Source organism: Brevibacillus sp. 1238, assembly GCF_029892995.1.
GTDB lineage: Bacteria > Bacillota > Bacilli > Brevibacillales > Brevibacillaceae > Brevibacillus > Brevibacillus parabrevis.
This window is the reverse complement of the sequence record NZ_JARXWC010000010.1, coordinates 36,431-61,703: the sequence shown is the minus strand read 5'-3', so window position 1 is coordinate 61,703 and position 25,273 is coordinate 36,431. Positions and strand designations below refer to the sequence as shown.

The 25,273-nt window shown below is 48.7% G+C and carries 24 protein-coding genes and 1 pseudogene; 17 read left to right on the top strand and 8 right to left on the bottom strand.

Going from position 1 to position 25,273, the window contains the following annotated elements; translation table 11 throughout:
* Positions 1 to 22 precede the first annotated feature (22 nt).
* Positions 23 to 2,911, bottom strand: coding sequence for a BMQ_0737 family morphogenetic spore coat protein (locus M2298_RS20385; protein WP_173596942.1), 2,889 nt, complete (start codon positions 2,909 to 2,911; stop codon positions 23 to 25).
* A 148-nt stretch (positions 2,912 to 3,059) separates the two neighbouring features.
* On the opposite strand from M2298_RS20385, the gene M2298_RS20380 reads away from it, so the two are divergent.
* From M2298_RS20380 to M2298_RS20355, 6 genes and pseudogenes are all read left to right on the top strand, one after another.
* A complete protein-coding gene (locus tag M2298_RS20380; protein ID WP_173596943.1) occupies positions 3,060 to 3,563 on the top strand; it encodes a hypothetical protein in 504 nt (167 codons plus the stop codon).
* Positions 3,564 to 3,744: 181 nt separating this feature from the next.
* Positions 3,745 to 3,828 (top strand): annotated as a pseudogene (locus tag M2298_RS20375) (ASCH domain-containing protein); the annotation flags it as partial.
* Between the two features lie 11 nt (positions 3,829 to 3,839).
* On the top strand, positions 3,840 to 4,049 hold the full coding sequence (locus M2298_RS20370; RefSeq protein ID WP_280649034.1) for a GNAT family N-acetyltransferase: 210 nt from the start codon (positions 3,840 to 3,842) through the stop codon (positions 4,047 to 4,049).
* Positions 4,050 to 4,211: 162 nt separating this feature from the next.
* Complete coding sequence (locus tag M2298_RS20365) at positions 4,212 to 6,437, top strand: MrcB family domain-containing protein (protein ID WP_173596944.1); 2,226 nt, start codon at positions 4,212 to 4,214, stop codon at positions 6,435 to 6,437.
* Complete coding sequence (locus tag M2298_RS20360; RefSeq protein ID WP_280649033.1) at positions 6,409 to 8,826, top strand: DUF2357 domain-containing protein; 2,418 nt, start codon at positions 6,409 to 6,411, stop codon at positions 8,824 to 8,826. Before M2298_RS20365 ends, M2298_RS20360 begins: the two co-directional genes overlap by 29 nt.
* Before the next feature lie 65 nt (positions 8,827 to 8,891).
* On the top strand, positions 8,892 to 9,722 hold the full coding sequence (locus tag M2298_RS20355) for a nuclease-related domain-containing protein (RefSeq protein WP_280649032.1): 831 nt from the start codon (positions 8,892 to 8,894) through the stop codon (positions 9,720 to 9,722).
* A gap of 267 nt (positions 9,723 to 9,989) precedes the next feature.
* Here the strand turns inward: M2298_RS20355 and M2298_RS20350 are convergent, their stop codons facing one another.
* Entirely contained in the window at positions 9,990 to 10,559 is a 570-nt protein-coding gene (locus M2298_RS20350) for a DJ-1/PfpI family protein (protein ID WP_280649031.1), read from the bottom strand.
* A 604-nt stretch (positions 10,560 to 11,163) separates the two neighbouring features.
* Here M2298_RS20350 and M2298_RS20345 point away from each other — a divergent pair.
* From M2298_RS20345 to M2298_RS20325, 5 genes are all read left to right on the top strand, one after another.
* The gene (locus M2298_RS20345) at positions 11,164 to 11,508 is read left to right on the top strand and encodes a low molecular weight protein tyrosine phosphatase family protein (protein ID WP_280649030.1); all 345 of its coding nucleotides are present in this window, start codon (positions 11,164 to 11,166) and stop codon (positions 11,506 to 11,508) included.
* 152 nt (positions 11,509 to 11,660) lie between these two features.
* Positions 11,661 to 11,795 (top strand): hypothetical protein, encoded by a 135-nt coding sequence (locus tag M2298_RS20340; RefSeq protein ID WP_256436801.1) that lies wholly within the window; start codon positions 11,661 to 11,663, stop codon positions 11,793 to 11,795.
* A 216-nt stretch (positions 11,796 to 12,011) separates the two neighbouring features.
* Positions 12,012 to 12,710 carry a hypothetical protein gene (locus M2298_RS20335; protein ID WP_280649029.1) on the top strand — a complete coding sequence of 233 codons (699 nt, stop codon included), beginning with the start codon at positions 12,012 to 12,014 and terminating at the stop codon, positions 12,708 to 12,710.
* A 414-nt stretch (positions 12,711 to 13,124) separates the two neighbouring features.
* Positions 13,125 to 13,418, top strand: coding sequence for a hypothetical protein (locus M2298_RS20330; RefSeq protein ID WP_280649028.1), 294 nt, complete (start codon positions 13,125 to 13,127; stop codon positions 13,416 to 13,418).
* A 26-nt stretch (positions 13,419 to 13,444) separates the two neighbouring features.
* Entirely contained in the window at positions 13,445 to 14,008 is a 564-nt protein-coding gene (locus M2298_RS20325) for a hypothetical protein (protein WP_173596950.1), read from the top strand.
* A 94-nt stretch (positions 14,009 to 14,102) separates the two neighbouring features.
* Here the strand turns inward: M2298_RS20325 and M2298_RS20320 are convergent, their stop codons facing one another.
* Entirely contained in the window at positions 14,103 to 14,279 is a 177-nt protein-coding gene (locus tag M2298_RS20320) for a hypothetical protein (RefSeq protein WP_173596951.1), read from the bottom strand.
* Positions 14,280 to 14,460: 181 nt separating this feature from the next.
* On the opposite strand from M2298_RS20320, the gene M2298_RS20315 reads away from it, so the two are divergent.
* The gene (locus tag M2298_RS20315; RefSeq protein WP_280649027.1) at positions 14,461 to 14,706 is read left to right on the top strand and encodes a hypothetical protein; all 246 of its coding nucleotides are present in this window, start codon (positions 14,461 to 14,463) and stop codon (positions 14,704 to 14,706) included.
* A gap of 136 nt (positions 14,707 to 14,842) precedes the next feature.
* The gene (locus M2298_RS20310) at positions 14,843 to 14,989 is read left to right on the top strand and encodes a hypothetical protein (protein ID WP_280649026.1); all 147 of its coding nucleotides are present in this window, start codon (positions 14,843 to 14,845) and stop codon (positions 14,987 to 14,989) included.
* 5 nt (positions 14,990 to 14,994) lie between these two features.
* Here the strand turns inward: M2298_RS20310 and M2298_RS20305 are convergent, their stop codons facing one another.
* From M2298_RS20305 to M2298_RS20295, 3 genes are all read right to left on the bottom strand, one after another.
* A complete protein-coding gene (locus M2298_RS20305) occupies positions 14,995 to 15,219 on the bottom strand; it encodes a hypothetical protein (RefSeq protein ID WP_280649025.1) in 225 nt (74 codons plus the stop codon).
* Positions 15,220 to 15,821: 602 nt separating this feature from the next.
* Positions 15,822 to 16,208, bottom strand: coding sequence for a RidA family protein (locus M2298_RS20300; protein ID WP_173596955.1), 387 nt, complete (start codon positions 16,206 to 16,208; stop codon positions 15,822 to 15,824).
* A gap of 309 nt (positions 16,209 to 16,517) precedes the next feature.
* Positions 16,518 to 17,414 (bottom strand): LysR family transcriptional regulator, encoded by an 897-nt coding sequence (locus M2298_RS20295; protein WP_280649024.1) that lies wholly within the window; start codon positions 17,412 to 17,414, stop codon positions 16,518 to 16,520.
* 122 nt (positions 17,415 to 17,536) lie between these two features.
* Between M2298_RS20295 and hutG the strand changes: the two genes are divergently transcribed.
* Both hutG and gltS read left to right on the top strand, forming a co-directional pair.
* Positions 17,537 to 18,523, top strand: a complete 987-nt coding sequence (gene hutG, locus M2298_RS20290) for a formimidoylglutamase (protein ID WP_280649023.1) — start codon at positions 17,537 to 17,539, stop codon at positions 18,521 to 18,523.
* Positions 18,507 to 19,694 (top strand): sodium/glutamate symporter, encoded by a 1,188-nt coding sequence (gltS, locus tag M2298_RS20285; protein WP_122964861.1) that lies wholly within the window; start codon positions 18,507 to 18,509, stop codon positions 19,692 to 19,694. The genes hutG and gltS overlap by 17 nt, the downstream gene beginning before the upstream one ends.
* A 74-nt stretch (positions 19,695 to 19,768) precedes the next feature.
* Here gltS and M2298_RS20280 read toward each other — a convergent pair whose 3' ends face one another.
* Complete coding sequence (locus M2298_RS20280) at positions 19,769 to 20,050, bottom strand: hypothetical protein (RefSeq protein WP_122964862.1); 282 nt, start codon at positions 20,048 to 20,050, stop codon at positions 19,769 to 19,771.
* A 238-nt stretch (positions 20,051 to 20,288) separates the two neighbouring features.
* On the opposite strand from M2298_RS20280, the gene M2298_RS20275 reads away from it, so the two are divergent.
* Positions 20,289 to 20,855 (top strand): TetR/AcrR family transcriptional regulator, encoded by a 567-nt coding sequence (locus M2298_RS20275; RefSeq protein WP_217023007.1) that lies wholly within the window; start codon positions 20,289 to 20,291, stop codon positions 20,853 to 20,855.
* Positions 20,856 to 20,928: 73 nt separating this feature from the next.
* Positions 20,929 to 24,105: a bifunctional cytochrome P450/NADPH--P450 reductase gene (locus M2298_RS20270; RefSeq protein ID WP_280649052.1), complete on the top strand. Its 3,177-nt coding sequence runs from the start codon at positions 20,929 to 20,931 to the stop codon at positions 24,103 to 24,105.
* Positions 24,106 to 24,190: 85 nt separating this feature from the next.
* On the opposite strand, the gene M2298_RS20265 is transcribed toward M2298_RS20270, so the two are convergent.
* Positions 24,191 to 25,105 (bottom strand): DMT family transporter, encoded by a 915-nt coding sequence (locus tag M2298_RS20265; RefSeq protein WP_122964864.1) that lies wholly within the window; start codon positions 25,103 to 25,105, stop codon positions 24,191 to 24,193.
* Positions 25,106 to 25,273 lie beyond the last annotated feature (168 nt).

Below are 25,273 nucleotides of genomic sequence, written 5' to 3'. Positions count from 1 at the left end.
CTCCCGGCTTGACGATCGTTGCTCATTGCGGGAACAGGCTCGGGCATTGCGGCGGGAAAGCAATGGGCGGGCAACGGAACGATGGGGTCGGGACGGGAACCGGGAACGAGTTCGGACGAGGTGCGCAAAGTTTGGCGAGCACTTCCAGCTTCACATCCGTTTCCACCTGGATCTGCATGCAGATGACGATGTCCATGGCGACCCTGCCGTCCAACAGTACATGGCTGCTCGGCGTACACTCGCTGGCGACGATGTGGTAGCGGATGTTGGAGGCATTCAGAGGCTCGGGCAAACAAAGCGCGATTTCGCTGTCGAGCTGGGCAGGAGCCGAAAATTCGCACAGCAGCGCGCTGTCGGCAAATACGCGGATCAACTGCGTGGAGCGAAGCAGAAAGTGGACGATGCCCATTCGCACTGCGTTTCCGTAAACGAGACTGGTGTCGCGGCGGATGCTGATAATCGAGCAAGCAGCGTCTGAACAGCACGGTGGCTGGACGTGTCCGGATGATGGTGGAACAAGCGGCGTTGCACATTGGATATCGATACGCTGACCGGCCAGGATTGCGGCTTCCACCAGCGGGCGGCACTCGTCTGGAATCCGGACTTCGTTTCGGCCCGAGAGCGCAGTGTAGACCCAGTCGTATATTTTGGGGACGCGGATGCAGACTTCGAGGACGTTGATAGGGATCGGCGGAGCTGGCACGATGATTTTGACGATAAATGCGTCCAGATTCCCTCCAAATAAAGTCTGCGCTGCCCCTGGAGTAATGGGAAACGGAACCGGATCTGTTTCAGGAGTGGAAGTAATGCCTGTCACGTAGGCGTTTCCCGATCCATCTACGGAGATGCCGAAAGCTTGGTCGTCTTGCCCGCCTCCCAAGTAGGTGGAATAGCGGAGAGCGTTGCCTGCGGTGTTCAGGCTGGTCACGAATGCATCGTGGCTGCCGCCCCCGTAGTTGCGTTGAAAGGCATTCAGTGTGATTGGAAAAGGGACGGGTGCTGTTTGCGGTGTGTTGGTGATACCCGCCACGTAGACGTTTGGCAAGGAATCAAGTGCGATCCCGAAAGCCTGATCGTCCTGACTGCCGCCCAGATAGGTAGAAAACACAAGCGCGCTGCCTGTCGGGTTCAGCTTGGTGACAAATGCATCTAAGAGCCCCCCTCCGTGGACCGTCTGGAAGGCGCCCGGGGTGATTGGAAAAGGGACGGGATCGGTCTGGAGGGTAGCGGTGCTTCCGGCCACGTATGCGTTGCCTGCCGTATCCATCGCGATGGCAGCTCCTGCATCGTTTTGCCCGCCGCCCAGATAGGTAGAGTAGACAAGCGTGCTGCCAGTGGCGTTCAGTTTGGCAATAAACGCGTCAGAGCTGCCTCCCCCGTAAAGCGTTTGGAAGGAACCCGAGGTGATCGGGAAGGGAACGGGATCGGTCTCGGGAGTAGAGGTACTTCCCGTGACGTACGCGTTTCCCAAGGAATCGACCGCGATGGCGGCCCCGGAATCGAACGATCCTCCGCCCAGATAGGTAGAGTAGATGAGCGCGTTGCCCGCGGCATTCAATTGGGTGACAAACACATCTGTGTTCCCTCCAAACGACGTTTGAAACGCGCCGGGAGTAATGGGGAAAGGTGTGAAATCCAATTGAGAAGTTGCCGTAGTGCCGACGATATAGGCGTTTCCGGCGGCGTCGACGGTAATACCCGAGCCGAAATCGATGGAATCCCCGCCAAGGTAGGTGGAGTAAACGAGGGCGTTGCCCGCAGGGTTCAGTTTGGTAACGAATGCATCCAGCGCTCCGCCAAAAGTCGTTTGAAAGGCCCCCGGAGTGATGGGAAACGGAACCGGATTCGTTTGAGAGCTGTTCGTGTTGCCTGTGATGTAGGCGTTTCCCAAGGAGTCGACGGCGATCGCCGAACCTTGGTCGATCCCCCCTCCACCAAGGTAAGTGGAGTACAGGAAAGTGTTTCCGGCGGGATTCAGTTTCGCGACGAATGCATCCGATGTCCCGCCAAATGTTGTTTGAAAGGCCCCGGGAGTGACGGGAAAAGGAACGGCAGCCGTTTCGGGAGTGTTTGTAGAGCCTGTCACGTAGGCGTTCCCCGCTGCATCGACCGCGATCGCAAAGCCGATCTCGAAATTCCCTCCGCCCAAATACGTGGAGTACTCCAGCTCAGGATCGATGACGAGCGGGTAATGCGGATCGTAGTCAGCTCCGATCTGAAAGCGGATGACGGGTGCGCCATCTAGTTGCTGTTCGAGCAAAAAGGAACTGCCGACGCTTGCCTTCCGCCCGCCGATCTGCTGGTAACTGAACGGACGTGCTTCGCGAAGCTCCCCGATTTCGGTGTGTATGAGGAGATTCCCTTGCTCATCCAGAGACAACGATTTTGCTCCGCGATAGGCAAAACGGATGTCTGCCACCTTCGCACCGGGCTGAACGACAAATTCGTATTTGATCCGGCCGTTATCACCGTGAAACACGAGGTCAATTCCCGGCCACAGCTTCGGATAGACGACGTGCTCATACGTAGGAATATTTGTATGCCATTTGGAAGAATCGTTGCCCTTCAAATAGTTGACTGTCCTTGTAGCGAGCTTGCGGCCTGTCGGCTTTGCTGCCGGGTTGGAGTCCAAAAACGCCAAAGACAGCCGGACTCCGCGTACCTGCTTGTTCCATTTCTCCGCGGATTGAGGAAAAATAGAGCCGAGGGCTGCTGTGGGCGAAAAATCTCCGGCAGGCTTCTCTTGAAACGTCAGGAGAACTTCTCCCGGCATGAAGTACGCTTCATAATCGGCTCCTTTTACGTAATAATGAAGTCGGGAATCCGCCTGGCCGACATTCGGGACAAAAAAAGGACGACTTTTTCCGAATGTCTGCAAAACCTGCTGCCTGTTGTCATTCGCGATGGGCATCGAATCACTCCTTCCGTAAACGAGGTGCCTTATTGCTATACGTATGTACCGCTGTAGGTGAGTGGACTGGGCGAGTGTTTATTTTTGCCGCATGGATGATTTGTAACATCAGGGACTCTCTTTTTCAGCTTTGCCAAAAGGGCATGGGATGGAGTTTTTAATTTTCGAAATTCTCACCAATAAAGTAATTAAATCCTCCCTGTTTCTTACTCTCCATGAGAGAATGAATATAGCTACCCGTTCGTTCAGGGGGCATCATGATTGCATCACAAAAAAATCAAGCGAGGCGAGCATGGACCAAATCCAAATTTACGTTACAGATAATTCTGAGTGTCTTGAGTTTGAGGCGGAAAGCAGAGGTTGCCGATTTGATGTCTACGTTAAGTTCAGCGATGAGTTATTCAGTATTAAAATTTATGATATTGTGCGGCTAACCCAGGACTTTGAAAGCGAGGTTGCTTCAAAAGGCTTTTACTCTGTTGATCCTAATGTAGTATTAGTTCCAGCGGTGACTAATACGCATATTTGCACAACTGTCATGTCGCTTGCAAAACAGAAGTATTTCAGTCAAATCAAACCGCTTTGTGCTCAGGAAGTGGAAAAAATCATGAAGGATCTCTCACCGATATCTCTGCCCGTCGTTTTACGATAATGGACGATCGGATAATCGGGAGGGGCAGACAGCGAAAGTGCCAAGCTGATTCAAGGAACGTGAATGCAAGCGAGCAGCCATCGGTACATACGTGTCAAAACATATGATTGTTGTGTGTGGCATTGCGGCTGAAGACGACGAGGAACGTAGATAGCTGCGATCAATGGGGGGGCAGTTCGGCATGAAAACAATTACCATTCACCAGCCATGGGTGACGCTGATCGCTTTGGGCGAAAAAAGGTTTGAGACTCGGAGCTGGGGTACGTTTATTTTTATGTGCAAGATATTGTTGTGCGTCCGGAGTTTCAAAAAATGGGGATAGGGACAATGATTATGGACAATCTCATGCTCTATCTAAAAGAGAATGCTCCCGACCAAGCTTTTATCGGTCTCTTTTCGTCTAACGAAGGCAAGAAACTGTATGAAAAATACGGCTTTCAGCAGTACCCTGCTTTAACCGGAATGTTTCGAGTAGCGCCAATTTAGCTAGTTGTAGGCTCCTCCAATGTTGGGGGAGTTTTGATTTCCAGTTGTTTCTAACGACTTAAGTATAAAAGACTACATACGGAACGAGATCCACGACTAAATCCCCCTCCCTAACAATATTTGCTATAATATCCACACAGCCCTAATCACTGGAGGAAACAAATGGCCTTACCAATTACTCTTACAAATATATTTAAACACAAGCAAAAATCATACAAAATGGTCGTAATCCTCTGCCTTCTCGACGAACTGAAAAAAGGGAATCCGTCTTTAGCCTTGGACACTCTCAAGCAAAAATTTCTCACTTACTACCAAGAACGGGAAGCGAAAGGCCTGGTAGTAGATTCACCACCTGCAAAACTAAGTAAACAATGGCGGGAGATTACTTTAGCGCAAATCCACCACATCATCCAGACGCCGCTCCAAGCTCTTTCAGAAGTTTTAATGAATGATCGCAACCATACTGAGTATGGCTTCCGAGCAGATATTTTAGAAGAGCTACGCACACCCCAAATCCAAGAGCTGAGCGAGTATACGATACATGAGCTGGAGAATTATTTTAGTCAGCTGAAACCATCCATTACGTTACGTGATTATTTACATGCCATACTATCTACTTATTTGGAAACAAAGCAGCAGCCTTTCAAAGAGAACGACCTTGGAAAATTAGTGAGGCAGAAGATTCCAAATGAGATTTCAAAACTGCCGTTCTTCCCAGAGGAAGGGAAGGCTCAAGGATCTGTAGGACAAGGAAATTGGGCAGATATACCTTGGATCGCGATTATGGACAAAAGAATAACTACGACTACGCAACAGGGTGTCTACGTCGTTTACCTTTTTTCCCAAGACATGAGTGCAGTTTATTTGACTTTGGCCCAAGGAGTAACAGTGCCGTTAAAACAAGGGAAAAAAGAGGGGTACGCGTATTTAAGAAGAAATGCTCAGGAGGTTCGCTCCGTTATTACATTAGATGGTTTCCAAAAGGATGAGAATATTCATCTAACGGAGAAGGGACTTGGTGAAGATTACCAAGTATCGACGATAGCTTACATGAAATATGAAGCAAGCAACTTGCCATCTAATCAGCAACTACTGGCGGAACTGCAGTCGATGCTGGAGTACTATCGAGAGTACGTGGATTATAGCCACAGCTTAGCAGAGGAGATAGCTACGACAAGCGAATCAAGTGTATCTTTTATCAAGAAGGAGCCACTCTTTGTGCATGATTCGGACGTAAAAGAAGCGATAGATACGATTAAAACTTACATTCGACAAAAAGGTTTCCACTATCCTGATCAACTGATCGAAAACTTCTACCTTTCTATAAAAACAAAGCCGTTTGTAATCCTCGCAGGCATTTCAGGTACGGGGAAAACAAAATTAGTGAAACTGTTTGCTGAAGCTCTTGGAGCAACCAGCGAAAATAGGCAATTTCGACTCATCCCGGTTCGTCCAGACTGGAGTGATCCATCTGACTTAATTGGGTACAAAGATCTTACGGGAAATTTTCGGCCAGGTCCATTGACAGAGGTTCTTGTAGAAGCATCTAATCCGGAACACCAGGATAAAGTCTATTTTATTTGCCTTGATGAGATGAACTTAGCACGTGTGGAACATTATTTTAGTGACATTCTCAGTTTGATAGAAACACAGGAGCGTAAAGATGGTCGAATCGTAACAAATCCATTAATCTCGATGAATCAATTGGGCAAAGATGACCGCGCTATTTATGAGGGGCTTTTCATTCCAAGTAATGTAGTTCTGATTGGAACAGTAAATATGGATGAGACGACGCATCCATTTAGCAAGAAAGTTTTGGATCGTGGAAACACGATAGAATTTAACTATATTCAGCTGGATAATTTTCCTGATGCCGAAGAAGTCCATGAAGCAGATATGGAGTGGACAGCAGCATCATCTTTTTTGTCAAGTGATTACATTACGCTACAAGAGGCTTATAAAGATTATTCGAATCTGATCAAGGAATCTACCGAGAAGCTGATAAAAATTAATCTCATTCTCGAAAATATTCACGCACACATCGGTTTTCGTGTTAGGGATGCGATTTGCTTTTACATGGTCTACAATGAACGTTTTCGCCTGATGTCACAAGACGAAGCATTTGATTTTCAATTGCTGCAAAAAATACTGCCCCGCATACAAGGAAGTAATTTGTCTGTGAAACGCGCGCTCATTGAACTTTTGAAAATCACACTAGGAGATACTCGATTACAAGTGGACGAGCTGGTGGGGGATGCTGCGTTGTTATACGAGTTAGATTTGCAAAAGGAATATCTACATGCACCGTACAAACAAAGTAGTAGAAAGCTACTCTACATGCTCCGGAGGCTAGAAGAAGATGGATTCACATCGTTTTGGATCTCTTAGAGAAAGTGTAGAGTTATTGCGAATCGAGACAGATGTCTTTGACCTTTATATAAAAGGCAAACCGTTTCATCCAACCGTAGAGAAACTGCAGCTTCATCGTGAGAACAACTTAGAATGGGAGCCATCGACGTTACGGGTATCCAGTGATTCTTCTCGGCTTACGATGCAATCAAAGCTTGTTTTCTCACCTATAACAGGTGCTTTGATGAATATAGATGAGGGGGATGCGCTCCCCATCTTTTTCGAAACACAGTCGTATGAATTCGTTTTGGTGCGTAAACAGGAGAAGGAGATCACTTTTTTTCATGAGAATGTTCATCTTCGTCAAGCAATCAAGCCACTTGGAAAAGATATCTTATCTGGAATTTTACATTTTCAAAATGAAGTTGGATTGACTGAAATTGTGATTCAAATGAATCGTCAGCCAGTTTTAAAAATTGAGCTCGAAATATTCCCAGTAAAAATGGATTACCGTAGAGATTACCAAAACCTCTTACGTGAAGTGAATGAACAGGTGTACAACCTGGCTTTCGATTTTATGCGAAAGACACATCAAATGACTGGGCTTACCGAAACTCATTCACAAAGTTTGACTGAGTTTTACTCGATTCTCCAATATGTCTTCCAGCAATTAATAGGTGCGATCGAGAGAATTAAAGCTAACCCTCACCATAAGCTAGAATCCCAGCAAAAGGTCATGGATGCATCTCGGGTAAAGCGGGCGAGCAGGCATAATCAAGCGTTTCTTAGCAAGAATCCTCACAGTCTGCTAGAAGATCATGCCAACGGGTTTTTGAGAATTCAGGATAAGCTGTACCGTCCGTCTTTATTAAAAGAAAGTAGACGAGCGATTAATTACGATACGGTAGAGAATCGTTTTGTTCGCTGGATGCTCGTAAAAATCGTCGCAAAACTAAAAGAAATTCGCCTCCATATAGAAACAAGTAGCCGTAATCGCGACGAAGTATTTTTGCAAAAACTTGATCGAATGGTAGAACAAATCAGGCGGGTATTACAACTCGATTTTCTAGCTGCCGCAACAGGGATGAAGCAACTGTCTGTTACGTTAGTATTGCAAATGGCTCCAGGGTATCGCGAAATTTATAAAGCGTACCTGACATTGATGAAGGGGCTTACAATTCAAGGCGAGCTCTCGAAGCTGTCCATGAAGGACATAGCCCAATTGTACGAATACTGGTGCTTTTTGAAGATTAATCAAATTTTAAGTATGAAGTACAAGCTATTAAAACAAGACTTTGTAAAAGTAAATACAAGTGGACTGTTCGTAACATTGGATCGGAGCCAGTCAGCTCGAATGGTTTATGAAAATCCGGCGAACAAGGAGCGGTTTACTCTTTATTACAACGCGCTGCCGTCGGAAGACAAAAGAAAAGTCCCTACTTTATCACAGCGTCCAGATAATGTCTTAACTTTGAAAAAGAACGACAGTCAGCAAGAATTTAAGTATGTTTTTGATGCAAAATACAGACTTAACCCGGCTTACGAAGGGACTAGCTACTCCCAGAAATATAGATTTCCAGGTCCGGAGGAAGACGATATTAATACTATGCATCGTTATCGTGACGCTATCGTCTATTTAGATGGTACTACTCATGAGTATGAGCGAAGCATGTATGGGGCTTATGTACTTTTTCCTTACCCAAATGAAGAGCAATTTCGTCAGCACCAATTCTATAAAAGCATTGAATTAATTAATATTGGTGCTTTCCCATTCTTGCCAGGAGCTACGTCTCTTTTAGAACAATTCTTAGATGAACTTATTTTAGACAGCCCGGAAAAAGCGTATGAACGCTCTACTCGACCGCGTGGTACGGATCGCTACTACCAGGATAAACTGGGAGGTAAAAATGTATTGGTTGGCTCTTTGCGAACAGGGCAGTTGGAATTGGCCTTAAAGCACAAGTCTTATCATGTTCCTTTAAAAAACTTAAAAGATCATAAAGTGTTGACTCAGATTGAGTATGTTGCTTTGTGCCAGTCGAGAAAACAGTTTAGGGAAAATGGAGGCATTCATTGGTATGGCTCCATCACTGACTGGAAAGTAGTGCGCAGAAAAGATATTTTAGAAAGAACGCCACGTCCTGGAACGGAAGAAGAACTGTACGTACGATTTGAAGTGAATAAATGGATAAAAAGAGAAAAGCCAATCCAATTCGGTGGACAAGGAATTTATACGTTACTTCTAACAACTAAGTACATGTTTGATCGTGCCGATGAAATTAGTGAGCTGCGATTAGACGATGAAGAGCAGTTAAAACAATGGCGTGAGAAACGCCGACGCGGGAAAGTGAAAGTTGTTTTAGATCATGAGTATATTGATTTAGCCGAGAAGGTTCGAGTGGAAGAGGTACCGGAGAATCATAGGTAGGTCGCTTAGTGAAATAGCGCTCCTTTTCTCGCTCATGTAGTATTAAGTAGAAAGGAATATATGCCATGTTATCCAAAATTTTGAGTCTCTTTACAAGCACGAAAAAACCACCGAAGCAACCTGCGGTAGAAAAGACGCCAAGTAAAACAATGAATAATGCTAAATCAATCCGGAAAGGAGAGCTAGGAGAGTATAAGGTTACGATTCAGTTAGATCAAATGGCAAAAGAGTATAGGCATATATCGGATTTACTTCTTCCCAATCCAAAAGCAAAATCAGGGTATTCGCAAATTGATCATATTCTCTTTACCCCGTACGCGATTTTCATCATTGAGACGAAAAACTATTCGGGCGAAATAAAGGGGGGAAGAGAGGACAAGCATTGGACGGTTAATAAGCGATTTAAGATGTTAAATCCCTTTTATCAAAATTACGGTCATATCGAATCCATCCGAAGCATTATCCAGGTAGAGAAAGAGAATGTTGTTTCACTTGTGTCATTTACGCGCCGGTGCACATTCAGTGTAGATCCTGAGCTTAGAAAAATCGGCTCAAATGATTTAATCGTGTACGATATCGAGCTAACAGAATTTATTCAACGTAAAATCAACCGTTTAAGAGAGAGGAACAAAGAGCATCGGTTTACAGCGGAAGAAATAGAGAGCATGTATGAATCCATAAAGCGTGAAAATATTACCAATTCAAAAGTTAGGGCTTCTCATGTAGAAGCGCTCAAAAGTGGCGGTACGCTCACACAAAAAACTGATGCCGTTACGGAACATAAATGCGCAGTCTGCGGGAAGGCAGTCACTGATAAAATTGCAAAGTTTTGTTTGGCCAATGAGTCAAGATTTCAAGGAAGAGTGTATTGTTACGAACATCAGAAGGCCCATTAACAATTGTATGATGAGAAGATTGTGGATGAACGAATAAACATTCGTAGGCAAAAATTTTGATTTTTTTCGGGTCTGTCAAGAATTTTGTGTAAATCCAAACAATCAATAATAGAAAGGCTTCATTCCTGGAGGGATGGAGCCTTTTCATATATTAGGGTAATTGAGTTTACACAAAATTTCGACAGATCCAGATTTCGTCTTTTGGTTGTTCGCTTTGCATTTACCTCACGAGTAGAAGGAGGTGAAACTACCGATAGCAACTTGCACCTACGACATCGACGGCTCTCTAAAGTACTGCAAGGGATTTTTGTCCTCAGGCTCTACACCGCCAAGCCTTCGCAACACTTCCTCCGCAAAATCAAGATAATTGGAGCCTGTAGCTGTAATCACGTTCTTATCGATGACAAGCCGTTCATTCCGCTTGTTTTCCCAATTCATCACGTGCTCGTATTCCAGATCACTCGGTTCAATAGAGGCAGTATAGGCAATTTCATTGAGAATGCCGGCTGCGCCGAGCAAGGAAGGCCCACCACAAATCGCTGCGATTAATTTGTTTTGTTCGTAAAATGACCGAATAACTTGTATCAATTTTTGGTCGTGCAGAAACGGATGGGGGGCGCCGCCCGGAATAACCAGGGCTGCAAATTCGTCAACATCGATATCTTGAACGGATCGGGCAGGAAGGTAACATAGCGTAGATAAGGCTGTAACAGCCTCTCCTTTCGGCTTGGTCGAAAAAGTAACAAGCGTGTAGTCGGTTCTCTTGAGTGCCGTGACTAATGTAATTACTTCAAATTCTGCGAATGAGTCGTAGAGGAACAGCAGCAGTTTTTTCAATCCAATCATCCTTTTGCGGTTTGTGGCGCTTCTTTTGTTCGTTGAATTGTGAATAGTATAACATTTGGGTGCGTCTACGACTTGCTTTTGCATGGAAGTGCTGAAAAAGAAAAAAAGCCCCAAAAGAACTGTTAACGATGGCCAAGCCTTCTTGCTGTGCGCTTCGCATCCCAAGCAAATAAGAGATACGTAATGATTAGCAAGAGCCCGATGCCTCCCAATTGAAGACTAATACCGTACACAAAATGAACATAGATCATTACTGGTATTTCAACAATGAGAATGGTAGCGAATAGCCATTTGAAAAAGGTAAGGATCATGGCATGCTCTCCCTGTTTGTTTTGTTGGCAAGTCTAGGGGATTTTACCATAAGAGTAGAGGCGTATCTCTTTATTCATTAGAAACAAGGTAACTTCGTCTTTTTTTGTTTCGTATGAAAATATCCCCATAAAAATATGAAAATGGTACTATTGTGGTGAGTTTGCTTTTTGGAGGGCGGGATGTCTTGCAGCAGGAGTATTGAGTCGAACGACACGGAATAACCGCTGAACAAATAGCCATTGCACACGAGATGGTGAGTGTCGAGGTTCAGAGCGAAAGTAAAATGGAGGCGGCGAGCATCAAAATCTTGTTCATTTGCAGCAGAAATAAATGGCGCAGCTTAACAGCAGAGAAAATTTTTCACGGATACAATCACTATGATGTGAGATCTGCGGGAACAGAGGAAAATGCGCGGATCAAAGTCACTGCTGGTCATATTGGCTGGGCTGATTTGATTTTTGCCATGGAGAAAAAGCATGTTAGAAGGCTGACAGATAAGTTTGGAGCAAGCCTCGCAGGCAAGAAAGTCATTTGTCTCAGTATACCCGATGATTATGGATTCATGGATGAAGAACTGATCGAGATACTCAAGTCCAGAGTGTCCGAGCACATTGAAGTGCCAGACTAGAGGAAAGTTCTTTTTATAAAAAAGGATCGTGAAAAAAGAAGAAAGTGGTCATCCAAACGGAGCGATCGGCAATAAGACGCCAATTCGTTTAAGTGGTGATTTTGAGCGTAGCTGATCCGATTGCGAAGCGGCATCTGAAGGGGGTGTTTAAAATGAGAAAAATCAGTCTCGGGCTGATGTTGTGCCTTTTATTCGGCTCGGTTGGCAGTGCTTTTGCCCAGAGCGGAGAGCGACCAGTTGCTCCTAAAGCTCCGATCGTGACATATCAAAGCGGAGAGCGGCCATAACGGGAGAACTCTCGCCCACATGCTAATACGATCCTCTCATAGCGCCAGAAAAATCAAACACTTACCTCTGTCTACTTGGGGGGATTTTTTATGGGGCGGCTCAACTCTGGATTCGGGTAAGGATGGAGTCACCACAACCACAGCAGCCAGTAGTCTACACAAGGAGAATCCACAATCAGCGCCCGATGTGTTTCAAGCCGTTTTATCGTTGACTGTATGCCCGCAGCCAACTCAGTTTTCCCCAGAGTATATGTCAGGACTGAATTTCATTACCAAGAGGTTAATGGTACAATCGATGCAGATAGCGATAGAAGAAGACGCCGGAAAACGACGAGGAAACGGGGGAACAGCGTGTCTTTTGTATTATTTTTGCCAATTGGGTTTATCGCGGTGGTTGTTGCCATTGTCATGGCTTTTGTCGGGATGAGGAAGGACGCGCAGAAACAAAAGAATGAAGCCAAACGAATTTTTAAGAGAATGAACATCATTGCGGCTGTAGGATTTGTTTCCATCGCGCTGGGGCTTTTTGCTCCGAGTGGACAGAATGAATCGACGGAAAAGGCAGTTCCGGCCAAGGGGGCGGAGGAGTCCGCGGTCCTTCCGGCTGAAAAATTGGCCGAGCTTGAAAAAGCGATGCTAAAGGACTATCACGAAAATTTCTCGATGACATCGTGGTACCAAAAAGAGCTGAAACTGGCGATCGCGAAGGGCGAGCAAGGTTTTTACAAGCTTGGCCTTTACACCGGATTGGCGGAATCAGAAGAAAGCAAGAAAATCGCTGACCAGCTGACGCATCCGTTTTTGGGCATGGTCAATGAAAACGGAGCCGTGCTCCAGGGGCACGTGCAGACGATCGATATTTTTGGAAAAGAAGATAAGCTGTTACTGAGCGTCAAAAATCCGATAGTGAATTAGCGAACGAGGCGGCTGCGATTGCGCCTCTTTTTTGTCGGCAGAGTGTGCCCCTAATCAGAGAAAAGCGCTTTTTCATGGACCATAAGAATGTGTATCAAGCCAAAGAATGCTATCTTTTTGGGGAAAAGATGAGACGGATCAAAAGCATTGTTGCGAGTAGTGTTAAAATAAGCTCGAAATGTTGGTCAATAAAGATGCCTTTGTATGAACAGACGATTTGAACCGTGAAGTAAAGCGATAACATCAACACCAGCGCCAAAAAGTAGCCCCGCTGATTTCGCCAGTAGTACAAATAAATGCACTCCTTTTGCTTGAAATTGAAATTCGAATTGATTTCGTTTATTGTAAATTATACCAATTTATGAGCGCTCAACAAACAAACTCCCCAATTTTACAAACGGAAGTGAACATACGATGATCCCCTTGAAAGACTACCCGCACACGAAAGAAAGCCTGCTCCACTTGCTAAAGCAATCATGTGCCCAAGCAAACTCGCACACCGCGGCGGAACTGGCGGAATGGTGCTGGCTTTTTTGGTCGCGCTGGAGAGCAGATGAGGATGACTTGTTTCAGCAGACAGACGAATTGACCATAGACATCGTCATGGAGATTGCGGAAAAGTGGGTAAGCCAAGAAGGAGCACACGCTGCCCACGATGTGCAGTTCTCCAAGAAACAACTCGCAAAGTGGCTGGAGCGATTGGGGTAACATTAACCAGAGCAGGGAGAGTGCAGATGATTCCCGATGATGTAAAAGAACAGTTGAAAAAGAAATACAATCTGGAGAAACCAACGCCATTCAACTCGGAGCAACGACTCCCACCTCCGAGAAATAGGACAGAATATCCGGCAACTACAGAGTTTCATATAGACCCATACAAAGGGGCGGGAGAGCTGTTGCTTGGCATGACTCCCGACGAAGTGCAGGCCGTGCTGAATTTTCAACCTCGTGCGGGGCGCAGGTTCCATTATGGTACGGATACATGTGACAAAATGGATGATTACCGTTGTTGTTTTGTGTATTTTAAAAATGATACCAATAAATGTCATTTTGTGGAGTTTTATTCGGAGCGGGTTTCGGTCATGTTTCATGGAAAAAACCTCATGAATATTCCTTACGAGGAAGCAGAAACGTTTGTCAGGCAATATGATCCTGACATCCAAACGAACGGAACGGGTTTTGTTTCATTAGCATTGGGCTTTGGTGTTTATGCCGAATTTGCCTTCGAGAACACAAGTCTTCCCGTTGAAACCGTGTGTGTATTTGAAGAAGGGTATTTTGCTAAGAACAAGGAATAAAGGTGATGCCGTCTTCAAGCCTAAAAAACGGCCAGCATGTCGAGGGGATGGATCAGAGGGCGTAACCGCGTAACAAGTTGGTAAGACAAGATGCCTACTCGTAGTGCGGCGCCGAAGGATGCATATAGTCCAGCAACTCGGCCAGCCCCCACAAAAACAGGAGCATGACAACGAGACACAGCCATTTTCCCGGCAGCGACCTGACCTGTACGATTATACCCCAGGCAAGGAGAAAGATGACGACAAACACGGCAGAGAAAAAGTCATACATACCGAGCGCTCCTTTCGCCATGAAGTACGTGTTTGGATGAGATTGGTTACAGGCAGCGGCAGGTGAACAACCAGGCGAAGCGGGCAAGAGACGCGAGAGCAAGTTTAATCGGCAGCGAAAAGCTGTTTTTATGACAAACAAGCATCCACATGAAAAGGCACTAATCTTCGCGGAGGCGCTTATGGCTTATACATACGACCAATTTACGCATGATTTGTTCCAAGGCAGAGAAGTGGAATTTACGTATAAAGAAAAGCGTTACTCCATCACGAATACCCCAAACGGCCGCTATTTTTGCCAATATGGCGCGGAGGATGCCGCATGCTTTGCCAACCCGCAAGAACTCATTGCCAGGGTCAGGATTGAGGAAAAGTCGTTGGAAATGCTGTTTCGATTGAATGAATTTGTTTTGGAAGTTCTCTATTAAAGAAGCCGGATTGGTAAATACACCATTTCGCAGCCGTTTTTCAGTACATCCGTCAACAGCCTCCGGGATATCCGGGGGTTTTTTCAGGTATGCGGGACTTGGTTCATTTCATGAGGACAGAAAGAGCGGGTCGGCCATGGCGGAAATGGCAGGCAAGGAGAGCAGAGCAGGAGTGGGCAAAGTACGATTGGACAGGGGGAAAAAGCTGGGACAGGCCAGAAACAAACAGACCAAAGACAAACAGACAAAAGAAAAAACCAGGGAGCTGCTCCACTGGCATTAGAAGCGTTATGCACGCACAAAATCCGCAAGCCAAAAAGAATAAACAACAATCCCGAAGAACAAAGCGACAATGCCTTGCGTGCGATTCCCGTATTTCAAGTGAAACACACCCATCGCCAAAAAAGAGAAGAACAGCCCGGAAATCGCCCAAAGCGCTCGCGGCTCGTTGCGAAGCTTTGCTTCTCTGTACAGCCAGATGCTCATTAAGATACTGATAATGGGGAAAAACATAGCTTGCACCTCTTGAAAATGAAAGTATGTGGCACTGATTCAAGCTGTCAATCATCTGTTCCAGTAAACAAGGGAGGGTAAAAGGCATTCCAACTGCACGTGTGCTGGTTGGGAAATTGGGGCTTGTTTGCATGAGAAAGTGGATGTTGGATGCACCTGCAAAAGGGAGCCAGCGCGTGCATGGTGTGGATGCATCTGCAAAAGGGAGCCAGCCTGTGCAAGGTAGATGCCCCTGCAAAAAGAAGCCAACCTGTGCATGGTGCGGATGCACCTGCAAAAGGAAGCCAGCGCGTGCAAGGTGTAGATGCGGCTGCAAAAAGGAGCCAGCCCCGTGGAAGGTGTGGATGCATCTGTTAAAAAGGAGCCAGCGCGTGCAAGGTGTAGATGCAACTGCAAAAAGGAGCCAGCTTGTACATGATGTGGATGCACCTGCACAAGCGAACCACCTCGTAAAAAAAGCCCGAGACATCATCATGCCGGGCACATCCTGGAAAGACAAGTCCACCTTTTTATGCGAACCATTCCACAATGACTGAAAGCGAGACGACAACCATGTACACGGATTCCTGGATTTTTTTAAGCACCTTGGCACCTCCTCATGCTTATCGCGCTGCCCACGCTTCCACTTCTACTTTCAATGCTGGCTGGGCCAGGGCAGAGACGTAGGCTACTGTGGTCGAAGGCGGATTGCCGCCGTGAAATTCGTTCCAGATTGCCTGGAAGCTGGTGCGCTCCAGTTTCTCGGTCATCCAGATGTTGATTTTGACAATTCCGTCCAGCGAGACTCCCTCGCTTTGCAGGATGAGGGCCACATTTTGTAAAGCGTGACGCAATTGTTGTTCGACTTCATCGGGGAGGTTGCCAGACGGGTCCATGCCAACCTGTCCGCTCAGCACGAGCAGCTCGGCATCTCTTGGCAAGATCGTCAAATGCGTGTAGGAGCCTACAGGTGGTGCAACCGTTTCGGGGTTTTTTCGAATAATCGTCAAAATGTTCCCTCCTTTTTGTCTGTTCCAGTATACCACAAACTGGGAAACGGATGAGAACGGCCCGCTTGCGGCTGGGAATGGGAAGTTCCCGTAACGCAAGCGAGTGAGGACCGTTAGTTACGTGTATCGGCAAGGAAATAGGAAGGAAACAGCAAAGAAATAGCAAGGAAATGAAGAAGAAAATTAGCAAGAGCATTCTTACAACCAAAGCGTGGCGAATCAATCATTCGAGCAGGCGGATGAAAAAACTGACCAGATTGAACGCACCCGCAGCAAAAGTCAAACGTTCCCTGCCTTTCCTGACAAAAACTACTCTCGTCTCCCACAACCAAACTCCTCTTGTATCCCTGCCAAAAATGCCCGAACCGCCGGAGTCAAGTAACGATTTTTTAAGTAAGCTAAAAAAACGGTTCTTTGCAAAAATGATGAATCAATTTTCTTCCGCACAATGGACGGGTCGCTTACGCCAGCCAAATAGTTTTCGGGAATGATCGTGATCCCCAGATTTTCCCGGATGAGCGACAGCGCGGTTTCGAAGCGTTCGATCTCGAATTTGATGCGCGGCTCCACATCTTCCGTGGCAAAAGCCGACAAGATGTTTTCCCGAGTCTGGAAGCCTTCTGTGCTGATGATAAAAGGTTCAGCCACCACTTCTTTCAGCGAGACGGACTCTTGCTGCGCTAACGGATGGCTCCTGTGCAGGACAAGCACCAAATTCTCGATGTAGAGCGGAATTGTTTCGAGATCGTCTTCTTGGATAGACTGGTTCGTAATGAGCAGATGGGTGTGGTATTTGCGCAAGGAATCTTTGACAGCCTGTCCGCTCAGGACTTCGATCAGCTTGATATTCATGGACGGGAAGTGTTCCTGATAGTTGCGAATGACTTTGGGCACCCAATGCTTGGCCGACTCGATGATGCCGATGATGAGCTGGCCGCTCCCGGTTTCCTTGACTTCCGCCATTTCCTTTTTCAGCGTGTCCATCTGGGAGAGAAGCAGGATCGCCTTCTGGTACAAAATGTTTCCAGCGTCCGTCAGCTCGATCTTCCGCGTGTTTCTTTCCAGCAGGGGCGAGCCCACCTCTTGTTCCAGATTTTTGATCGCGTTGCTTAGCGAAGGCTGGGAAATGTGCAGCTTTTGTGCGGCTTTGGAGTAGCTCAACAGATCGGAAACCGTGACGAAGTAATGCAATTGCTTGATGTCCACCTGAGTCGCTCCTTCGGATTTATAGCTTCAAGCTATTAATTTATTAAAATTATATATTAGTCATAATAAGTTCGCCATTATATAATCAATAAACAAAATCTACTTCAGAAGGTTCAGAAAGGATGAACATCTTGAGAGAGCATGTTTCAGCGACGATATGGACCGGGCGGACAGACCATCCTACGCAAAGAAGCCATTTTCGCTACCATCAAGTGGTGGAACAGATCGAACTAACGCACTTGCAGGCAACGCCAGGCAGGGCTTGCGCGATTGTCGGCTTTGAATGCGATGAAGGCGTACGCCGCAACCAAGGGCGAGTCGGGGCGGCAAAAGCGCCAAACGCGATTCGGCAAGCGCTTGCAAGCCTGCCGTGGAGGCAAAGCGAAAGCAGCCGTCTCCTGGATGTGGGAAATGTCGCTTGCCCGCATGAACGACTGGAAGAGGCGCAGCAGGAATTGGGGCAAGCGGTAGCGGCGATACTGGCAAAATCAGCAACACCGATCATTTTGGGCGGAGGACATGAGACTTTGTACGGACATTATGCAGGTGTCCGTAGCCATATCGGAACAGAAGCATCGCTTGGCATCATCAATATCGACGCTCATTTTGACTTGCGGGCCTACGATAGGCAGCCTTCATCCGGGACGATGTTTCGGCAAATTTTGGAGCAAGACCCGAACAGCGGCTACTTTGTGCTCGGAATCCAGCGGTTTGGCAATACGCAGGAGCTGTTCGACAAAGCGGACGAGCTGGGCGTCCGCTATATTTTGGAAGAAGAGATGACGGAAGCGGGGATGGCGGACATCGTGTCCCAGCTTAACGCTTTTATGGAAGAACGCGATGCGATCATGCTCACACTGTGCACGGATGTGCTGAGTGCAGCAAGCGCTCCCGGAGTGAGTGCCCCATCGCCTTTTGGCTTGACGCCTTTGATCGTCCGCAGTCTAATTCGTACCGTTGCCGCTCATAAGAAAACGCTTTCTTTCGATGTTTGTGAAGTGAATCCGCTGTTGGATGAAAACGGGAAAACGGTGAAGCTAGGTGCTTATTTGACGAACGAGGCCATCGCGGGATTTTTAGGAGGAGACAACAATGACACTCGCACTTAATCAGGTCAGTACCATTTTTCTGTCTGTCGCTTTGCTCGTTTTGGGAAGCTTTCTGGTGAAAAAAGCAAGCTTGCTGCAACGATTTTGCATTCCGGCGCCCGTGGTCGGCGGGCTGTTGTTTGCGATTGTCGCTACAGTGTTGAAAGCGAGCGGGGCAGCGGAGATTTCCCTGGACACGTCTTTGCAAAGCTTGTTCATGCTCACGTTTTTCACTACGGTGGGACTGGGAGCGAGTTTCAAGCTGATCAAGCTGGGCGGGAAGCTGCTCGTCATTTACTGGATTGCCTGTGGCTTTTTGGCTTTGGCGCAAAATGTGATCGGTGTTTCGCTGGCCTCGCTGTTCGGTATTCACCCGCTCATCGGCATGATGGCTGGCGCCGTTTCCATGGAAGGCGGTCACGGTGCTGCGACGGCTTTTGGTCAAACGGTGGAAGATTTGGGGATTCCATCTGCACTCGCGATCGGGATTGCTGCCGCTACGTTCGGTCTTGTAGCCGGGGGATTGGTCGGCGGGCCGACCGTGAAGTATTTGATTGCGAAGCACAATCTGAAGCCGACGGAAGTGGAGGACACAGCGAAAAACGTGGAAGAGGCGGCGCAGCCTATCGTCACGAACGCTTTTTTCACGCAAGTATTGCTGATCACATTTTGTATGGCGGTGGGCACATACTTGGGCGGACTGTTTTCCACGGCGACGGGATTTGTTTTGCCTGGTTATGTGGGAGCGATGTTCGTTGCTGTCATCGTTCGCAATGTCGTTGACAAATTCAAACCGGATGCGATTGATATGAAAAGCATCAACCTGATCAGCGATGTGACACTCGGAATCTTTTTGTCCATGGCGCTGATGAGCATCAAGCTGTGGGAAGTAGCTGCCCTGGCGCTTCCGATGCTGGTGATCGTGTTCGTGCAAGTGGTCTTCATCGTCTTGTTCGGCATCTTCGTATTGTTCCGTTTGCTCGGCAAAAACTACGATGCGGCTGTAATGGTGGCGGGCTTTACGGGTCATGGCCTCGGTGCCACGCCGAATGCGATGGCGAATATGGCGGCAGTGACGGAGCGCTTCGGCCCATCGCGAAAAGCTTATCTGGTCGTGCCGATTGTCGGGGCCTTCCTGATCGACGTGTTTGCGATGCCGATTATTATTACGACGATAAACTTGTTGAAGTAAGACGAGAAAATCCCTGTCCATGGTGTGATCCGCGGACAGGGATTTTTACGTGGGGCTTGCTTATTGCAGCAGCATCAACCGTTTGCGCTTGTGAAAGCGGGAAATACCCGTTGGTAGCGCATGCTTTGCTCGCCGACGACGTAGTAAAAGAGGTTGACGGCTCGGCATGCGTAATTGTAGCACTGAGCTCGGGCGCTCAGGTACAGCTGCTTTTCCTCTCCCCCCTCCACTTTGTTCAAAAGCCTCACCTCAGCGATTGTGCCAAACGTAGATGAGTTTCCGACCGGGCGAATGTGCACGTTTATTTTGATGGCTTGATTGCAGGAAAAACATTTTGGAGCATCCGTGAATTTCACGAACAATCCCCCCTCGATTCGTTTTGAAACAGTATACAATTCATCCTTTTTTTCTCAAATAGTTCCAAAGAAGCAGTTCGGTTTGCAAGCCAGCCGATTCTTGAACAATCCGTGACCAATGCGGTTCTTGTGTTGAAAGAAATTGGAAGTTGATATACATTTGTATCGAATGATAGATAAAACTATCAAAAACAAGCATGAATGTGCGACCATGAGCATGAGAAAGTAGGGCTGCCGAGTGAACCATTCCCGATCTGCCATAAAAGAAGCGCGGCTTCGCGCCATTTTGGATGCCGCTACCGAGTTGTTGATTCAAAAGCCGACAGCGTCGCTGAACGAAATCGCCGAATATGCGGGGATTGGCATCGCTACGCTGCATCGGTACATCGAGAGCAGGGAGCAACTGATGCTTCAGTTGGGGCTGCGTGCCCTTCAAGTTGTGGGGGAGAGCATGCGACAAATCCCGCTTGATGAGGAAAAGCTGGAGGACTACATCCCGGCGCTGATCGAGGCGCTGATTCCGCTTGGCGACAAAATTTACTTCCTGACGCACGACGCGACGCTTTATTACAGCGAGGAAATTATCGCGGCCGAGCACAAGCTCAAAGAGCCGGTTTGCCACGCGATTCGCCTGTTGCAGGAAAAAGGGGCCGTGCGCCAGGACATGAGCGTGGATTGGGTCTGGAATGCGCTGTACATGCTTGTTTTCATTGCGTGGCAGCAGGTGCAGGATGGGCGTCTCGCCAAAAGGCCGGCAGCGCAACTGGTCACGGATACATTGTTTCACGGGGTAAGCGCCAGGTAACGAAGTCATCGCCGTCCGACAGGAAGCAAGGCCATTTCATTGCGAGAGGATGTTGCATGTGAGCGAAGCAGTCATGATTCCGCAACCGAAAACGTACGGTCCACTTGGCAATTTGCCGTCTATCGACCAAAGTCAACCGATTTTGTCCATGGGCGATCTGGCGAAGGAATACGGCCCGATCTACCGTCTTACGCTTCCCGGTTTCACTACTTTGATCGTCACAGGGCACAAGCTGGTGGCAGAAGTATGTGACATTACCCGCTTTGACAAGGAAGTCAGCGGAGTGCTGGAAAATGTGCGCGTATTTGCAGGGGATGGCTTGTTTACGAGCCGGACAACCGAGCCGAACTGGCGAAAGGCACACAACATTTTGCTGCCGACGTTCAGCCAGCAAGCGATGAAGGGCTACCACGACATGATGGTCGATATCGCTTCGCAACTGGTGCAAAAGTGGGCGCGACTCAATCCAAACGAGACGATTGACGTGGCCGACGACATGACCCGGCTCACCCTCGACACGATCGGGATATGCGGCTTTAACTACCGCTTCAACAGTTTTTACAAAGAAAAGCACAGCCCGTTTATCGAGAGCATGGTGCGCGCGCTGAACGAAGCGATGCACAAAAGCTCGCGGCTCGCGATCCAGAATATGTTGATGGTGAAGACGCGCCAGCAGTTCCAGGAAGATATCCAGACGATGTTTTCCTTGGTCGACAAAATCATCGAGGAAAGAAAGCGGAACGGAGATCGCGGTGAAGCCGATTTGCTGGCACGCATGCTCCATGGCAAAGATCCGGAGACAGGCGAAGGGCTGGACGACGAGAATATTCGTTACCAGATCATTACGTTTTTGATCGCCGGACACGAGACGACGAGCGGACTGCTTTCCTTTGCGCTGTACTACTTGCTGAAAAACGAGAGCGTGCTGCAAAAGGCATACGAGGAAGTGGATCGGGTGATGACGACGCCGATCCCGCAATACGAGCAAGTGCAAAAGCTCAAATACATCCGGCTGGTGCTGAACGAAGCTTTGCGCCTGTGGCCGACCGCGCCCGGGTTCGATTTGTTCGCCAGGGAAGATACCGTGATCGGCGGGATGTATCCGGTCAAAAAAGGTGAGACGGTCAGCGTCATTTTGCCGCAGCTTCATCGGGACAAGGATGCGTGGGGCGAGGATGCGGAAGAGTTCCGTCCCGAGAGGTTCAGCGATCCGGCAAAAGTGCCGCATCATGCCTACAAGCCGTTTGGAAACGGCGAGCGTGCATGTATCGGCATGCAGTTTGCGCTGTATGAGGCGACGCTCGTGCTCGGGATGATTTTGCAAAATTTCCGGTTGGTCGACTACGCCAACTACCAGTTGAAAGTAGCGCAGACGCTCACGATCAAGCCGGATGGCTTTACGATTCGCGTCCGGCAGCGCACAGACAGAAGCGCAGTGAGCGTACCTGCCGACAAGCACCGCGAGCAGGCAAAAGGAAACGCACAAGCTCCCGTGAAGCCGCAAGCAGCGAAAACGCCAGTAGGTGCCACGGCCATTCCGCTGCTCGTCCTGTACGGATCGAATCTCGGAACGGCCGAAGGCAAAGCGCGTGAGCTGGCGGATGCGGCGCGCCAGTACGGTTTTGCCAGTGAAGTAGGCGTTCTCAACGACTGGGCGGGAAAGCTGCCGACAAAAGGAGCTGTTCTGATCGTAACCGCGTCCTACAACGGCAGACCTCCGCGAAATGCGGCCGGCTTCGTCAAGTGGCTGGAGCAGGTGCAGCCGGGGGAGCTTGCGGGCGTGCAGTTCGCTGTGCTCGGATGCGGGGATCGGAACTGGTCGAATACGTATCAAAGTGTCCCTGTGTTCATTGACGAGCAGCTCGCGAAAAAGGGCGGCACGCGACTGTCCGGGCGCGGGGAAGCCGATGCGGGCGGAGATTTTGAAAAACAGGTGGACGACTGGCGCGAGACGATGTGGAACGACTTGACGGACGCTTTTGGCCTGCATCGGGAAGAGCAGGCAGAAGGCGAGCAGACGGAGCTGCAAGTCCAGTTTGTGGCAGGACATCCAACCGTTCCGCTGGCGGAAGCGTATGATTGCGTCCAGGCGACTGTGCTGGCGAACCGCGAACTGCAACAGCCAGGCAGCGGTCGCAGCACGCGGCACATCGAGCTTGCCTTGCCAGCGGGAGTCATCTATCAGGAGGGCGACCACATCGGCATCTTGCCGAACAATCGTCCGGAGATCGTCGAGCGGATTTTGCGCCGATTCCGTTTGCAGGGCACGGAGCAGTTGATTTTGCGCGTTCACGGGCGAAGCGCCGTCCATCTCCCTTTGGATCGTCCCGTCAGCTTGCGCGATCTGCTGTCGACGAGCGTCGAGGTGCAGGAAGCAGCTACCCGCGCCCAGTTGCGAGCGCTGGCCGCCTGCACGGTTTGCCCTCCGCACAAGCGGGAGCTGGAAACGCTGCTGGACGAGACGGTCTACGCCGAGCAAGTGTTGAAAAAGCGGCTCACGATGCTCGAATTGCTCGAAAAGTACGAGGCTTGCGAATTGCCTTTTGCCAAGTTCCTGGACCTGCTGCCGCCGCTAAGGCCCAGGTATTACTCGATCTCCAGCTCTCCGATGCACTGGGAAGATCAGGCCAGCTTGACAGTGGCAGTAGTGAACGGGCCTGCCTGGAGCGGCCAGGGGCAATACCACGGAGTAGCTTCTACCTTTTTGGCAGAGCGCAGCGCCGGAGAAAAAATATGGATGTTCGTCCGTACTCCCGAGTCGGGCTTTCAGCTGCCAGAAAATCCGCTGCTGCCGATCGTTATGGTCGGTCCGGGAACCGGGATCGCACCGTTTCGCGGGTTTTTGCAAGCGAGAGCTGCTTTGAAAGAACAAGGAGTGCCGCTTGGCGAAGCCCACCTTTATTTTGGCTGCCGAAACGAACTGGACTTTTTGTACCGCGAGGAGCTGGAGCAATACCAAAGAGACGGCATCGTCACCTTGCATACGGCTTTTTCCCGCTCTCCCGGCATGGTCAAAACGTACGTCCAGCACCTGCTCGAACAAGATGACGTGTACTTGGTCGACTTGCTCGATAACAGAGGGCGCTTGTATGTGTGCGGGGATGGTACGCACATGGCGCCGGATGTGGAAGCGACTGTGTTGCGGATTTACCAGCGCGTCCGTGGCGCGGACCCGGCGGAGGCGCAAGCGTGGCTTGAGCAGCTGCAAGCGGAAGGCCGATACGCCAAAGATGTCTGGTCGCGGACGTAAACGAGTCGTTGCGGCCAGGAGCTTTGGGGGAAGGCAAAAGCATAAAAACCGACCTGTCGTTAAAACTGGGTCGGTTTTTTCGTGTTTACGTTTGCCGGGCGGTCAACTGGCTGGTCGCCACTGCTTTTGCTTTCGTTTTGCCATATGAAAACAGAAAGCATCCCGCAATCACGATGCTGCTGCCCACTCCTTGAATCCACGTCATCTGCTCGCCGAGAAACAGGAACGCCAAGATTGAAGTGAAGATCGGATTGAAATTGAGGAAAAGGCCGGAAGTAGTCGCGCCGAGCTTTTGCACTCCGATGTTCCACAACACCATGCACACGACCGTGGAGATGACCCCGGTATACAAAAGCGAGCCGACAAACGAGCCATTCCAATCAGATACGGCGAAGTCAGCCAGGTTAAAAGGCAGGAGGATCACCAGGCCGAAAACAGCCGAGTAAAGAATCGACATCATCGGAGTCGTCTTCGTCATGGCCCATTTGCTGCAAATCGAGTACACGCCCCAGACGCCAACAGCGGCCAGCATCCACAAATCACCCGAGTTGAATCGCAGGGAGAGCAAGTAGTCGGCATTGCCTTTGGACAAGACGAGCAGCACGCCTGCGAGCAAGAAAACCATGCAGCCGATTTGGAACATGTTGATTCGTTCCTTCAGAAAGAGAAAAGAAAACAGCGCAATCGAGATCATGTTTAACGTCGAAATCAGTCCGACATTCGTCGCAGTTGTCCTCTCCAGCGCAAGAAATTGAAACAGATTGAAGAGGACGACACCTGTAACGCCCATCAGTACGAGCGGCAGCACGGCTGCTTTTGGCGGCAAAAGCTTTTTTTCCTTCCACCAGACCATTGGCAACAGACACACGATCGCAATTAGCCAGCGCAGGCTGGTCAACGTAAGCGGGGAAGCGTGCCCGACGAGCGATTTTCCCAGGACGAAGTTTCCGCCCCACAACAGGCTGGTGAGCAATAGCAACAGTACATAACGATTTGGCATAGCAAATAGCCCCTTTTTCATGAACGGTGTCGTTTGGAATCAGCTTGTTAATGAACATAACATTTTTGTTGAACATTCAAAATAAGATTCTGTATAATAAGGAAAATTCGAAATAAAACTCACGTAAAGTATCTGTACAGGAAATTTCATTCGTTACAGACAAGGAAT

Bases quoted from the DNA above. Each gene is read 5' to 3' on its own strand.
- M2298_RS20385 (WP_173596942.1), bottom strand. From the start codon at position 2,911: ATGCCCATCGCGAATGACAACAGGCAGCAGGTTTTGCAGACATTCGGA.
- M2298_RS20380 (WP_173596943.1), top strand. From the start codon at position 3,060: ATGGAGTTTTTAATTTTCGAAATTCTCACCAATAAAGTAATTAAATCC.
- M2298_RS20365 (WP_173596944.1), top strand. From the start codon at position 4,212: ATGGCCTTACCAATTACTCTTACAAATATATTTAAACACAAGCAAAAA.
- M2298_RS20360 (WP_280649033.1), top strand. From the start codon at position 6,409: ATGGATTCACATCGTTTTGGATCTCTTAGAGAAAGTGTAGAGTTATTG.
- M2298_RS20355 (WP_280649032.1), top strand. From the start codon at position 8,892: ATGTTATCCAAAATTTTGAGTCTCTTTACAAGCACGAAAAAACCACCG.
- M2298_RS20345 (WP_280649030.1), top strand. From the start codon at position 11,164: ATGGAGGCGGCGAGCATCAAAATCTTGTTCATTTGCAGCAGAAATAAA.
- M2298_RS20340 (WP_256436801.1), top strand. From the start codon at position 11,661: ATGAGAAAAATCAGTCTCGGGCTGATGTTGTGCCTTTTATTCGGCTCG.
- M2298_RS20335 (WP_280649029.1), top strand. From the start codon at position 12,012: ATGCCCGCAGCCAACTCAGTTTTCCCCAGAGTATATGTCAGGACTGAA.
- M2298_RS20330 (WP_280649028.1), top strand. From the start codon at position 13,125: ATGATCCCCTTGAAAGACTACCCGCACACGAAAGAAAGCCTGCTCCAC.
- M2298_RS20325 (WP_173596950.1), top strand. From the start codon at position 13,445: ATGATTCCCGATGATGTAAAAGAACAGTTGAAAAAGAAATACAATCTG.
- M2298_RS20320 (WP_173596951.1), bottom strand. From the start codon at position 14,279: ATGTATGACTTTTTCTCTGCCGTGTTTGTCGTCATCTTTCTCCTTGCC.
- M2298_RS20315 (WP_280649027.1), top strand. From the start codon at position 14,461: ATGGCTTATACATACGACCAATTTACGCATGATTTGTTCCAAGGCAGA.
- M2298_RS20310 (WP_280649026.1), top strand. From the start codon at position 14,843: ATGGCGGAAATGGCAGGCAAGGAGAGCAGAGCAGGAGTGGGCAAAGTA.
- M2298_RS20305 (WP_280649025.1), bottom strand. From the start codon at position 15,219: ATGTTTTTCCCCATTATCAGTATCTTAATGAGCATCTGGCTGTACAGA.
- hutG (WP_280649023.1), top strand. From the start codon at position 17,537: ATGAACATCTTGAGAGAGCATGTTTCAGCGACGATATGGACCGGGCGG.
- gltS (WP_122964861.1), top strand. From the start codon at position 18,507: ATGACACTCGCACTTAATCAGGTCAGTACCATTTTTCTGTCTGTCGCT.
- M2298_RS20270 (WP_280649052.1), top strand. From the start codon at position 20,929: ATGATTCCGCAACCGAAAACGTACGGTCCACTTGGCAATTTGCCGTCT.
- M2298_RS20265 (WP_122964864.1), bottom strand. From the start codon at position 25,105: ATGCCAAATCGTTATGTACTGTTGCTATTGCTCACCAGCCTGTTGTGG.